Annotated in this window: 11 protein-coding genes and 1 tRNA gene; 8 read left to right on the top strand and 4 right to left on the bottom strand. The window is 63.8% G+C overall.

The genetic code is table 11. The features are described 5' to 3' along the window. Nucleotides 1-55: 55 nt before the first annotated feature. Nucleotides 56-1,186, top strand: coding sequence for an MFS transporter (locus AC1VVK_RS16010; protein ID WP_482903735.1), 1,131 nt, complete (start codon nt 56-58; stop codon nt 1,184-1,186). Nucleotides 1,187-1,357: 171 nt separating this feature from the next. Here AC1VVK_RS16010 and AC1VVK_RS16015 read toward each other — a convergent pair whose 3' ends face one another. The 3 genes from AC1VVK_RS16015 to AC1VVK_RS16025 all read right to left on the bottom strand — a co-directional run bounded on the left by AC1VVK_RS16015 (nt 1,358) and on the right by AC1VVK_RS16025 (nt 5,021). Then, entirely contained in the window at nt 1,358-2,254 is an 897-nt protein-coding gene (locus tag AC1VVK_RS16015; RefSeq protein ID WP_132384965.1) for a hydrogen peroxide-inducible genes activator, read from the bottom strand. Between the two features lie 160 nt (nt 2,255-2,414). Further along, on the bottom strand, nt 2,415-3,599 hold the full coding sequence (gene rnd, locus AC1VVK_RS16020) for a ribonuclease D (protein ID WP_132384966.1): 1,185 nt from the start codon (nt 3,597-3,599) through the stop codon (nt 2,415-2,417). A gap of 93 nt (nt 3,600-3,692) precedes the next feature. Continuing rightward, nucleotides 3,693-5,021: a hypothetical protein gene (locus AC1VVK_RS16025; RefSeq protein WP_482903736.1), complete on the bottom strand. Its 1,329-nt coding sequence runs from the start codon at nt 5,019-5,021 to the stop codon at nt 3,693-3,695. A 239-nt stretch (nt 5,022-5,260) separates the two neighbouring features. On the opposite strand from AC1VVK_RS16025, the gene aspS reads away from it, so the two are divergent. From aspS to mltG, 4 genes are all read left to right on the top strand, one after another. Then, nucleotides 5,261-7,069: an aspartate--tRNA ligase gene (aspS, locus tag AC1VVK_RS16030; RefSeq protein WP_482905186.1), complete on the top strand. Its 1,809-nt coding sequence runs from the start codon at nt 5,261-5,263 to the stop codon at nt 7,067-7,069. Nucleotides 7,070-7,309: 240 nt separating this feature from the next. Beyond that, the gene (locus tag AC1VVK_RS16035; protein ID WP_007013838.1) at nt 7,310-7,546 is read left to right on the top strand and encodes an acyl carrier protein; all 237 of its coding nucleotides are present in this window, start codon (nt 7,310-7,312) and stop codon (nt 7,544-7,546) included. A gap of 171 nt (nt 7,547-7,717) precedes the next feature. Beyond that, the gene (gene fabF, locus AC1VVK_RS16040; RefSeq protein ID WP_482903737.1) at nt 7,718-8,977 is read left to right on the top strand and encodes a beta-ketoacyl-ACP synthase II; all 1,260 of its coding nucleotides are present in this window, start codon (nt 7,718-7,720) and stop codon (nt 8,975-8,977) included. Nucleotides 8,978-9,003: 26 nt separating this feature from the next. After that, nucleotides 9,004-9,978, top strand: coding sequence for an endolytic transglycosylase MltG (gene mltG, locus AC1VVK_RS16045; protein ID WP_482903738.1), 975 nt, complete (start codon nt 9,004-9,006; stop codon nt 9,976-9,978). Between the two features lie 34 nt (nt 9,979-10,012). Here the strand turns inward: mltG and AC1VVK_RS16050 are convergent, their stop codons facing one another. Then, on the bottom strand, nt 10,013-10,423 hold the full coding sequence (locus AC1VVK_RS16050; protein WP_482903739.1) for a sugar transporter: 411 nt from the start codon (nt 10,421-10,423) through the stop codon (nt 10,013-10,015). 132 nt (nt 10,424-10,555) lie between these two features. Between AC1VVK_RS16050 and AC1VVK_RS16055 the strand changes: the two genes are divergently transcribed. The 3 genes from AC1VVK_RS16055 (at nt 10,556) to AC1VVK_RS16065 (ending at nt 12,819) form a co-directional block, all read left to right on the top strand. Beyond that, nucleotides 10,556-11,098 (top strand): 2'-5' RNA ligase family protein, encoded by a 543-nt coding sequence (locus tag AC1VVK_RS16055; protein ID WP_482903740.1) that lies wholly within the window; start codon nt 10,556-10,558, stop codon nt 11,096-11,098. A 108-nt stretch (nt 11,099-11,206) separates the two neighbouring features. Next, a tRNA-Met gene (locus AC1VVK_RS16060) sits at nt 11,207-11,283 on the top strand. A gap of 201 nt (nt 11,284-11,484) precedes the next feature. After that, nucleotides 11,485-12,819: a tyrosine-type recombinase/integrase gene (locus AC1VVK_RS16065; RefSeq protein ID WP_482903741.1), complete on the top strand. Its 1,335-nt coding sequence runs from the start codon at nt 11,485-11,487 to the stop codon at nt 12,817-12,819. Nucleotides 12,820-13,027: the final 208 nt, after the last annotated feature.

The raw sequence follows: 13,027 nt of genomic DNA on the forward strand, positions 1-13,027 counted from the left end.
GTTTGCCGCACGGATCCGTACCCGGGAGCCGAAGCCGCGCGTTTTCGGGCGAGGCATGGTCTTCGCGCTGGCGGCCTCGGCCGGCCTGACGGTTGCCAATATCTATTATGGCCAGCCGATGCTGGGCCTGATGGCGCGCGACGTTCCCGGCGCGGCGATCACCTATGTGCCCACCGCGACCCAGTTGGGCTACGCTGTAGGCCTGCTCTTGCTGGTGCCGCTGGGTGACCTTCTCGAACGCAAGCGGCTGATCGTGCTGCAATGCCTTGCGCTGGCGGTTGGGCTGGCGCTGGTGGCGCTGGCGCCGACCGGTGCGATCGTGCTCGCCGCATCGCTGGTGGTGGGCCTGCTGGCCTCGGTAGCGCAGCAGATCGTTCCGCTGGCTGCCAATCTCGCGCCCGAGGACAAGCGCGGGGTGGTGGTAGGGACCGTCATGGCGGGCCTGCTCTGCGGCATTCTGCTCAGCCGCACTTTGGCGGGCTTCGTCGGTGCCGAGTTCGGCTGGCGGGCGATGTTCTGGCTGGCGGTGCCGCTGGCGCTCGGCACGGCGGGGCTGATGGCCTGGCAGTTGCCGCGCAGCCGTCCGCATCCCGCAGGGATGGGCTATGGCGGCCTGATCGCTTCGCTCTTGGACCTGTGGCGCGAGTTTCCGGCGCTGCGCCTCGCGACGTTCACCCAGTGCACCCAGTTTGGCGTGTTCAGCGTGTTCTGGACGATACTGGCGCTGCATTTGCAAGAGCCGCGCTTTGGTCTCGGTTCGGAAGTGGCGGGTCTGTTCGGCGTTCTGGGGGCGGCAGGTGTGCTGGCGGCCCCGATTGCCGGGCGCATCGCCGATCGGCGCGGGCCGCACATGGTGATCGTTGCGGCGAGCGCGCTGACGTTGGTCTCGTGGCTGGTCTTCGCCTTCTGGACCTCTATCGTCGGGCTGGTCGTGGGCGTGTTGCTGCTCGATTTTGCGATTCAGGCGAGCCAGATTTCCAACCAGAGCATCATTTTCGCTCTGCGGCCTGAGGCACGCTCGCGCATCAACACGGTCTACATGTCGTCGATGTTCCTGGCCGGCGCGGCCAGTTCAGGTGCTGCGACGGTAGTATGGCACAACTGGGGCTGGAGCGGCGTGACGATGCTGGGTCTTGGCATCGCTTCTGTCGGTCTGGCGCTACAGACGTTGCGCCGCCGGGGCTGAGGGCCTCGGGCATGGCGATCTGACGCCGCAACTCATTCCCGTCGCCCCCGCGAAGGCGAGGGCCCCGCTTCCTTCACGCTACGTCTCAGGAACAAGCCTCGTCCCCGCCTTCGCGGGGACGACGGAGTTTAGGGATTTTTGTCGGATCGTTTCATTCCGATAGAGGCTGGCTCAGCCCGCGCGCAGTTCGTCCGCCAGTAGGCGGAACTCTTCCGAACGCGGTGAATTCTTCCGCCAGACCAGCGCAATCTCTCGGTTGGCATGGGGCGAGATCAGCGGCCGGGCGACGACATTGGTGCCGTTGAGAATCCCCGCATCGATTGCCATTTCCGGCAGCATGGTCAGCCCGAGTCCATTGTCGACCATCTGCACCAACGTGTGCAGGCTCGTGCCGATCATCGTGGCCGAGGCGCGCAGTTCGGGCCGGTTGCAGGCCGCCAGCGCGTGGTCCTTCAGGCAGTGCCCGTCCTCCAGCAGCAGCAGGCGATTCTCGTCGATGATGTCGGGCCCGACTTCCTCGGGCGGGTTGCGCGGATCGTCGGCCGGGAAGGCGACGAAGAAGGCGTCCAGTTCGATCGTCTCCTTTTCCACCTCGCCCGTGGCATAGGGCAGGGCGAGCAGCACGCAGTCCGCGCGGCCATGGTGAAGCGATTCGATGGCGGCCTGACTGGGTTCCTCACGCAGGAAAAGCTTGAGGTTCGGCCGCTCGCGCCGAAGACGGGGCAGCATGCGCGGCAGTAGGAACGGCGCGATCGTCGGGATCACGCTCATGCGCACTTCGCCCGAGAGCGGCTTGCCGCTCGACTGGACGAGGTCTGAGAGTTCCTCTGTCTCGCGCAGGACGCGGTGCGCCTTTTCAACAACCGCATTGCCCAGCGGCGTGAAGCGCACGGCGCGCTTGGTGCGTTCAACCAGCGTCACGCCCAGCAATACCTCAAGATCGCGCAGCCCCGCCGAAAGCGTCGATTGCGAGACGAAGCAGGCGTCTGCGGCACGGCCGAAGTGGCCATGCTCGTGAAGCGCGACGAGATACTGGAGCTGTTTGAGCGTGGGCTGATAGACGGTCACGCCCGGGCTATCGCACGAAGAGCCCTGTTTCGCCAACCGTTTGCTTGGTTACCGCCGGTGTGAACGAGATTCAGGTGGAGGCGTGGAGCCCCGGCGGGACACCTCTGCACCTCCGCGTCTCTGCGTGCACAAAAAAGCCCGGCTTTCGCCGGGCTTTCGTTCATTCGTCCGCCGGTACATCCTCGACGCGGGTCATCTTGAGCTTGCCGTCCACCACCGCGAAGGCGAGCTTGCCTTCCACGAGGTCGAGCGCGTCATGGCCGAACACCTCGTAACGCCAGCCTTCCAGAATTGGCAGGTTCTTGCGCACTCCGGCGGCCAGCAGTTCCAGTTCCTCGCTGCGGGCGAGCAGGCGTGCAGCCACGTCGATCTCGCGCGAGCGGATCTTGAGCAGCAGCTTGAGAAGGTCGGCAACGAGCGCGCCTTCCTTGCCGAGCGGCGCACCGCGCGGCGCGCGCGGGGGCAGTTCGTCCTCGGGCATGGGCTCGGCCTTGGCGATGGTCGTCATGAGGCGTCTGCCGATGTCATTGTCCTTCCAGCCCTGCGAGAGGCCGCGCACTTTGGCGAGGTCGGCCTGCTGCTTGGGCGGGTGGCTGGCGATATCGGCCAGCGTTTCGTCACGGGCGATACGGCCGCGCGGGATGTTCTTGCCTTGCGCTTCGATTTCGCGCCACTCGGCAATCGCCTTGAGGCGGCCGAGCATGGTGGGATTGCGGCCAGCGGCCTTGATCCGCTTCCACGCCTCGGTCGGGTCGTTGCGGTAGTTGTCCGGATCGGCGAGCTTTTCCATTTCCTGGTCGAGCCACGCACCGCGTCCTGTCTTCATCAGACGCTTGAGGATCTTGGGGAAGATCTTGGCGAGATGGGTCACGTCGCCAATCGCATATTCGATCTGACGCTCGGTCAAGGGACGGCGCGACCAGTCGGTGAAACGCGCGCCCTTGTCGATGGTGAGGCCCTGCCACGATTCGACGAGGTTGGAATAGCCGATCTGTTCAGACTGGCTGATCGCCATCATCGCGATCTGCGTATCGAAGATCGGGTGCGGGGTGCGGCCTGTGAAGTTGTAGATGATCTCCACGTCCTGGCCGCCCGCGTGGAAGACCTTCAGCACGTCCTCATTGTCGGTGAGAAGGTCCAGGAGCGGTGAAAGATCAAGGCCTTCGGCCTTGGGATCGACGGCGGCGGCTTCCTCCGTATTGGCGATCTGCACAAGGCACAGTTCGGGCCAATAGGTGTTCTCGCGCATGAACTCGGTGTCGACCGTCACGAAATCGGATTTCGCGAGGCGTTCGCACAGAGCCGTGAGCTCGTCCGTCTTTGTAATCAGAGGGTGAATGATCATTGCGTCAGCGGCGTTACGCCGAACCGAGCAGGGGATCAATCTCCCCCGCTGGCCCGGGCCCCAAGTTTTGTCGGAGAAGTTCGACAGGAATGACTATCGGCGGCGGAACAGGCGTTCCAGCAGACCCGGGCGGCGCTCTTCCTCGATGGCGATGGTCTCGCGATCTACGAAGCGGCGGCGGAGCTGGGTGCCGGTCACGTGAATGCCGGGCGGTGGCAGGTGGAGGGCTTCCTCGTCCTCGACTCCGTTCTCAAGTGGCGCGGTCTGGGCGGGGAAACGGACCATGTCGAGCGGAGCGTAGTCCTGCTCCTGCGCAGGGACAGCTTCGATGGAGGGTTCGAACTCCGAATGTTCGAATTCCGGCGTTTCCAATTCGTGCAGGCTGGCACCCGAGGTTTCGGCTTCAGGTTGCTCAACATCCCAGTCTGTATCGTCGACGTACGATGCGGCCGGGAATAGCGGTGCAGGGGCCTCCGGTTCGACGTCTTCCGACTCGTCCGAATCGGAATAGGCTGCGAAGGCGGCTGTCGGCGGAAACGGATTGGCCAAGGGCGGCGGCGGCGCGAAAGGCGCGGCCGGAGAGGAGGCTGCGGCGGGCGCGGCGAACGGCTCGTGCTCGGTATCGAACACCGGCCTTGGCATGGCGGCAAGCTGCGCGCTCAGATCGAGCGGGCGGCGTAGCGGCGCAGGCTCGCGCCCGAAGGCGGTGCGCGGTGCCGCGGCGGCGACGTGTCCCTCGCGAGCCGTCACGGCTGGAGCTTCGAACCACGGATACGACTCGTTGCTTCCCACCAGCACGGCCATCGCGCGCGGCAGTCCCGCGGTGAGGGCCTTGTCGCGCATGGCCTGATGGATCAGCACGGCCAGATGGCAGGCGCCCACAACATAGGCGCGGCGCTCGTCGGGCGTGGAGGCGCCGCTGAGGCAGTGGTGCTCCAGCGCGGCGATCACCGCATTGAGATCGTCGAGCCCTTCCACGCGCAGGGCATCGTCGATGTCCTCGAATGCGCCCTGCCAGGCAATGGTGTTGCCTTGGTAGCCCGCGGAAATGCCGTCGCGATCGGCATGGGAGAAGCCCCAGGCCTGATCGGTGTAATAGGTCGTTTCGAAAGCGAGCATCGGCGCGGCGCCAAGGCCTGCCTGCATGCCGCATATGTCGATACCGATGGCGGTGATGGGATCGCCCGGGCTGTCCAGCTCGCCGATCCGCTCGACAAGACGGTCCCAGCCGTCGACATTGAGATCGCTGGATGCGATCGAGCGGAAGTGCGCGGGCAGGGGTTGGCCATCGCCGCAGAGCCAGGCGAGTTCGGCCTTGAGGATGCGTGCGGCCTCATCGGCGCCGCCTTCGCGCACCATGGCCTCGATCGCGAGGCGGAATTGGGCTTCCGTCCTGCCGTCGATCGTGACGTCCGCCAGCATTCTCGTTCTCCGTGTGACCCTTTGGGCCCGGCATAGGCTGCAATGGTTGATGTCGGGTTACCGCGCAGTCCTTAGGCTCGATTAATCCCGCGCTCCGGCTGGCTGTCGGCCGCGCGAAAGCGTGACAGAAGTGACCGCGCGACGCGCCGCGGCAATTCCATGTCTGGAAATAATGCAGCCACTCGACTAGGGGGCACGGCTTGCAACCTGTTTCAGACGAAGAGAAGCGCGAGCCCGCCATGACTCATCCCTATCGCTCCCACACCTGCGGCGCCCTTGCCGCTGCCGAGGTCGGCCAGACCGTCCGCCTCTCGGGCTGGGTGCATCGCAAGCGCGATCACGGCGGGGTGCTCTTCGTCGATCTGCGCGATCACTACGGCATCACCCAGATCGTGACCGACAGCGACAGCCCGGCGCTGGCCGTGCTCGATTCGCTGCGCGTCGAATCGGTGGTCACCATCGAAGGCGAAGTGAAGGCTCGCAGCGCATCGACCGTGAACCCGAACCTGCCGACCGGCGAAATCGAGGTCTATGCCCGCGCCGTGACGGTTCAGGCGAAGGCGGAAGAGCTGCCGATGCCGGTCGCCGGTGAGCAGGAATATCCCGAGGATATCCGCCTGCGCTACCGCTTCCTCGACCTGCGCCGTGAGACGCTGCACGCCAACATCGTGAAGCGCACCAAGATCATCTCGGACATGCGCCGCAAGATGGAAGGCATCGGCTTCACCGAATACGCGACGCCGATCCTGACCGCCTCTTCGCCCGAAGGCGCGCGCGACTTCCTGGTGCCTAGCCGCATTCACGCCGGCAAGTTCTACGCGCTGCCGCAGGCCCCGCAGCAGTACAAGCAGCTACTGATGGTCGCCGGTTTCGACCGTTACTTCCAGATCGCGCCCTGCTTCCGTGACGAGGACCCGCGCGCAGACCGTCTGCCGGGCGAGTTCTATCAGCTCGACCTCGAAATGAGCTTCGTCACGCAGGAAGAGATCTGGGAAACCATGGAGCCGGTGCTCCAGAGCGTGTTCGCCGATTTCGCCGAAGGCAAGCCGGTCACGCCGGCAGGTAGCTTCCGCCGTATTCCGCACGCCCAGTCCATGCTGGATTACGGTTCGGACAAGCCCGATCTGCGTAACCCGCTGATCATCAAGGACGTGACCGAGCACTTCGTCGAATCGGGCTTCGGTATCTTCGCCGGTATCGTCGCCAATGGCGGCGTGATCCGCGCGATCCCGGCTCCGGGTGCAGGCGCTGGCAGCCGCAAGTTCTTCGACGACATGAACGTCTGGGCGCGCGGCGAAGGCTACTCCGGCCTTGGCTACATCAACATCAAGGACGGCGTCCCCGGCGGCCCGATCGCCAAGAACCACGGCGAGGAAAAGACCGCCGCGCTGATCGCCGCGCTGGGCCTTGGCCCGAACGACGGCGTGTTCTTCGCTGCCGGCAAGGAAGAGCAGGCTGCCAAGCTGGCCGGTCTTGCCCGCATCCGCACCGGCGAGCAGCTTGACCTGATCGACAAAGACCGCTTCGAGCTGTGCTGGATCGTCGACTTCCCGTTCTACGAATGGGACGAAGACAACAAGAAGGTGGACTTCGCGCACAACCCGTTCTCGATGCCGCAGGGCGGCATGGAAGCGCTGGAAGGTCAGGATCCGCTGACGATCAAGGCGTATCAGTACGACCTCGTCTGCAACGGCTTCGAAATCGCCTCCGGCTCGATCCGTAACCAGTCGCCCGAACTGATGGTCAAGGCGTTCGAGATGGTCGGCCTGAGCAAGGCCGACGTCGAGGAGCGCTTCGGCGGCCTCTACCGCGCGTTCCAGTACGGTGCCCCGCCGCACGGCGGCATGGCGGCCGGCGTGGACCGCATCGTCATGCTGCTCTGCGGCGCGCAGAACCTGCGCGAAGTGGCGCTGTTCCCGATGAACCAGCGCGCCGAAGACCTGCTGATGGGCGCGCCGACCCCGGCCGAGCCCAGGCAGCTTCGCGAACTGCACATGCGCGTGGTTGAGCCCCAGAAGCCGGCTGCACAGGCGCCTGCACAGGGTTGATGAGAATACAGGGCAAGGCATGGGCATGGGGCCCTCTCGCCTTGCTTCCGCTTCGGCGGCCACAATTTGCGGTGATTTCCCGGAAAACTCTGGGAATTGCGGCTGAATCGTGGATAAATCGGGCCATGGCGCTTCCGCGTCGTGATCGTATCTTACGTGCGAGGCTTGCCAGCGCCCGCCCCAGACATTAGGGCGACTGGCGAGATTACATCCTCTGGATTTTTGAAGGGGTCTATTCAAATGAGCGATACCGCCGATCGGGTTAAGAAGATCGTCGTCGAACACCTGGGCGTCGAAGCCGACAAGGTGACCGAAGAAGCAAGCTTCATCGACGATCTGGGCGCTGACTCGCTCGACATCGTCGAGCTGGTCATGGCCTTCGAGGAAGAGTTCGGCGTCGAGATTCCGGACGATGCGGCCGAAAAGATCAGCACTGTCTCCGATGCGATCAAGTACATCGAAGAGAACAAGGGCTGATCCGGCCTACGGTCGATTTGGTGTTCCCGGTTACGGCCGGGATACCTTTCGGCCACTCGCGGATTGAAATCGACAGGCTCGACCTCTAAGGGGGCGGGCCTGTTGCCGTTTCTGCCGGCTGGCTTTTCGCCAGTCGTATTTTTCGGCCAATTGCTTTTTCGGAGAGCATGAATGCGTCGTGTTGTCGTCACCGGACTTGGTCTTGTCACTCCGCTGGGAGCTGACGTCGAGACTGCCTGGGCCAACATCCTTGCCAGCAAGTCCGGCGCTGGCCCGATCACCCGCTTCGATGCGAGCGATCAGAAGTGCCAGATCGCCTGCGAGGTGAAGCCGGCCGACCACGAGTATGGCTTCGATGCCAACAAGCGTGTCGACCACAAGATTCAGCGCCAGGTCGATCCCTTCATCGTCTTCGGCATCGATGCCGCCGGTCAGGCGCTCGAAGATGCCGGCCTCACCGACATGAGCGAGGAAGACAAGCTCATGGCCGGCTGCTCGATCGGTTCGGGCATCGGCGGTCTGCCGGGGATCGAGAGCGAATCGCTGGTGCTCGACCAGAAGGGGCCGGGCCGCGTTTCGCCGCACTTCGTGCACGGTCGCCTAATCAACCTGATCTCGGGTCAGGTCTCGATCAAGTACGGCCTCAAGGGTCCGAACCACGCGGTCGTCACCGCTTGCTCGACCGGTGCCCACTCGATCGGCGACGCCGCGCGCATGATCAAGGACGGCGATGCCGACATCATGCTGGCGGGCGGTGCCGAATCGACCATCTGCCCGATCGGCATTGCCGGCTTCGCACAGGCCCGCGCGCTCAACAGCAGCTACAACGACCGCCCCGAACAGGCGAGCCGCCCTTACGACAAGGATCGTGACGGCTTCATCATGGGCGAAGGCGCGGGCGTTCTCGTTCTCGAAGAGTACGAACACGCCAAGGCGCGCGGCGCGAAGATCTACTGCGAAGTGATCGGCTACGGCCTTTCGGGCGATGCCTTCCACGTCACCGCTCCAGAGCCCACTGGCGACGGCGCTTACCGTTCGATGCAGATGGCGCTGAAGAAGGCGGGGATGACCCCGGCCGACATCGACTACATCAACGCCCACGGCACTTCGACCATGGCCGACACCATCGAACTCGGCGCCGTGCGTCGCCTGTTCGGCGATGCCATCGGCAGCGTCTCGATGAGTTCGACCAAGTCGGCCATCGGTCACCTGCTCGGCGGTGCCGGTGCGGTCGAATCGATCTTCTGCATCCTTGCGCTGCGCGACCAGATCGTTCCGCCCACGCTCAACCTCGACAACCCGGACGAGGGTTGCGAGGGCGTGGACCTGGTCCCGCACGTCGCGAAAAAGCGTGAGGTGCGTGCCGTGCTGAACAACTCGTTCGGCTTCGGCGGCACCAACGCAAGCCTGGTGATGCGCAAGATCGACTGATCGACCGTCAAGAAAGTTCGCAGGCCATGATGTCGCGGCGCAATTGGTTTCTCGTCGCGGCTCTTGGCCTGGCGGCGGTGATCGTCCTGTGGTCCTTCCTGGGCGGGTGGTATGGTTCCGGCCCGCTCAAGAAGGATACTCACTTCATCGTCCCCAACGGGGCAAGCCTTGCCGTTGTTGCGGATCGGCTGGAGAAGCAGGGCGTGATCGGCTCGGCCAACGGCTTTACGCTGCGCGCCCGGGTGTTCGGCGCGGGCAGTGCGATCAAGGCGGGCGAATTCGCGATTCCCGCCCACGCCAGCGCTTCGCGCGTGATGGCGATCATCTCCAGCGACGAGGTTATCCGCCGCTTCGTAACCGTGCCGGAGGGGATGCCCTCGATCATGGTGCATGAGCGCCTGATGGCGCAGCAGCAGCTCACCGGCGATATTGCGGTGCCCGATGAGGGCTCCGTGCTGCCGGACAGCTACGCGTTCGGCGACGGTGAGAGCCGCGAGGCCGTCCTGCGCCGCATGCAGGCGGCGATGAGCCGCACTTTGGCCGAACTGTGGGACAAGCGCGCCGACGGCCTTGTGGTCAAGACGCCCGAACAGGCGATCATCCTTGCCTCGATCGTCGAGAAGGAAACCGGCAAGCCTTCCGAGCGCCGCATGGTCGCCGGTCTCTATTCCAATCGTCTGCGCATCGGCATGCCGCTTCAGGCGGATCCGACGATCATCTACCCGATCACCAAGGGCAAGGCGCTTGGCCGCCGCATCCTCGAATCCGAGATTCGTGCGGTGAACGATTACAATACCTACTCGATGGCCGGGCTGCCCAAGTACCCGATCACCAATCCGGGCCGCGCCTCGATCGAGGCGGTGCTGCATCCGGCGGAGACCGGTGCGCTCTACATGGTGGCGGACGGCACCGGAGGCCATGCTTTCGCCTCGACGCTGGCAGAGCATAACCAGAACGTGAAGAAGTGGTTCGCGATCCGCCGTGCGCGGGGCGAAATCTGACGAAGGGGCGCACTGACGAGGAGAGTGCCTCCCGTCAGTGCAGCGTGCCGTCGGCCTTCTTGCGCCGGGCGTAGATGAGCGAAGCAAGGGCGATCCCGACGATCACCAGCGGGAAGATCGCGGAACTGGGCCCCTTCGCGCCCAGCATATCGAAATCGAGGAAGCTCCAGGCGAACTGGACGATCACCGCCGTCAGCGAGAGCGCGAAGAAGGCCCAGGCCCAGCCGCGCCGCATGAGCAGCAGCATCGCGCCGAACGTCCCGCTCCAGACCGCCACGGCATAGGCACCCCAGGCCCAGGCGGGCATCTGCATGAAGGCACGAGCGGTTACCGGGTCGGTCTTCGCCAATTCGTCGAGATCGGCGCTGGCCTGCATGAGATAGGCGGCATCGCCCAGCAGGTTCCACAAGAGGATGGCCGTGGCGATGATCCAGAACGTGCGCATGTCCGTCTCCCTAGGCGCACCACCCGTGGATATGGGTGTCGTGGCTAAGGACTTTGCCGTAGGGCCGAAGATCTTGCAATTGGGCGAGGGCAGGGATGTGAGCGAGTGTCCCGCTACGATCCAGGGGCTGAAATGAACCGTGAAGGCGAAGTACTGGCGGGTAAGCGCAAGGCCGGCGCGCCGCTGCTGGTGACGGCAGAATTGCCGGCCGATGTGCTCGGCTGGGCTGACGCGCTGCGCCGTGCGCATTATCCGCCCGAACGCAACCGCCTGCGTGCCCACGTCACGCTGTTCCACGCGCTGCCGCCTTCGGTGGAGGCGGAACTGGTCGACGTGCTGGCCGATCTGGCCCGGACGGCGCCTCCGGCGGCGCGAATCACCGGCCTGATGAAGCTGGATCAAGGCACGGCGCTCGCCGTGGAGAGCCCGGCAATGACGAAACTACACGCGCGAATCGCCGAACGCATGCACGGCTTGCTGACTGATCAGGATACGCGCCCGTTGCGGCTCCACGTGACTATCCAGAACAAGGTGCCATCGACGGAGGCGCGCGCCCTTCAGGCCGAGCTGGACCCGCGCTTTGCGCCCGTAAACTTCCGTTTTCGCGGCTTCGGCCTTTATGCTTGGGAGGATGGGCTCTGGCGCGACATCCGGCTCGTAAAATTTCGCGGCTGAATGCAGTTTTGGGTGTTGACCGCACGAAAGCTTCCCCCTAGAGGCAGCCACCTGCCCGGGGCGCTCCCCCGGCACCATGCAGAGCCACCCAAGCGGTGGACTTGGTATGGCGGAGTAGCTCAGCTGGTTAGAGCAGCGGAATCATAATCCGCGTGTCGGGGGTTCGAGTCCCTCCTCCGCTACCATTGCCCATTTTCCGAGACAGTCCAGCTTTGTCCGTTGACGTCTCGGAGCATCTTTTTTCAAAATAAATTCAAGCGTTTACGGCGTTCGCGGTCATCCGCTGGCGTCCACTCTCGTCCATGCGAGACCGCCCACGTCGATTTGAATTGGGGGTGGAATTGGGGGTATTTTTGGCCTGCACCCCAAACAGGCGATACCCCCAGATGGCTCTCAAGGAACTTGAAGTGAAATACGCGGCTATCCGGAGCCGCGCATACAAGCTGACGGACGGCGGCGGATTGCACCTGTTTGTCCAGCCGAACGGCTCGAAGCTGTGGCGTATGAAATACCGATTCGGCGGCAAGGAAAAGCTGCTGAGCTTCGGTCGCTATCCCGAGGTCTCTCTCGCCGTCGCGCGTGTGAAGCGAGAGGAGGCGAGGACGCTGCTCGTCGAAGGGAAGGATCCCGGAGTCGTGCAGATTGAGATCCGACAGGCGGACGAGAACACGTTCGAGCACGTAGCCCGCATGTGGCACGCAAACCGTGAGTCCGGTCTCGATGATGCTCACGCCCGCCGGGTGCTGAGCCGGATGGAGCGGGACGTGTTCCCTGAGATCGGCGAACTGTCGATCTGCAAGGTGACAGTCCCTCAGATCCTTGAGATGATCCGCAAGATCGAGGCTCGCGGCGCGCTCGACATCTCGCGCCGTGCCAAGCAGTCAGTGAGCCAGGTTTATAGGTTCGCCATTGCCAATGGTTGGGCGAAGGAAGACCCCACAGTTCACTTGCTGGGGGCGCTGAAGCCGCGCCCGCGAGTGAAGCACATGAGCCGGGTTCCCTTGAAGGAATTGCCTGTACTTGTGCGCTCAATCGCCTCGTATGACGGCGAGGACAACCCTAGGTGCCGGGAACGGACTCGCGAGGCGCTCATGTTCACTTTCCTGACGTGGGCGCGCACAAGCGAGGTGCGCTTCGCTGCCTGGGAGGAGTTCGAGGATCTGGATGGCAAGGAGCCAATCTGGCGCGTGCCAGCCCATCGTATGAAGATGGAGCGCGATCATCTCGTACCGCTATCGAAGCAGGCTGCGGAGATCTTGCGCCGTCGACGCAGCGCTGCGCTCGAAGAGGATGGCGATTTCGTGTTTCCGGGAGACAAGCCCGGCAAGGCCATGTCGGAGAACACGATGCTTTATGCCTGCTACAGGATGGGCTTCCGGAGGCGTCAGACCGTGCATGGTTTTCGCGGCCTCGCTTCTACCTGGGCCAACGAGTCGGAACGATATCAATCCGATTGGATCGAGATGGCCTTGGCCCATTCCGACGATGATACGACCCGAGGTGCGTACAATAGCGCACTTTATCTCTCGCCACGCCGTTCAATGCTTCAGGATTGGGCGAACTATTCCGACCGCTGCGTGGCTGGAAAATCCGGATCGAGCGCTAAGGCGAAGACTATTGTTCGAAAGGATCGTCGGGTTGAGGAGCGTGTCGTCGTGCCGCTGCAGGCGCCCGCTCGAACAGGTCTGAGGCTGATCGCTAAAGACGGCGAGCGTTGCTAAGGGTCGGACTCCAATAATTTAATGAATATTCGAGCATAGGCTTGGTTATTATTCATTGAGGTGGCGGTCCCAATCTCGGGGGACATCGTTCATGGAGCGCGACCAACTGCGTCTGGAACCGTCATCGTGGAGCCACGCCATGAGGTTTAGCGCTGCTGCAACGTCAGGCCGTTTCAGGCGAATTATGACGGGAGTCGGCGGCTTTCTT

This window comes from Novosphingobium sp. BL-S-32 (genome assembly GCF_056857055.1).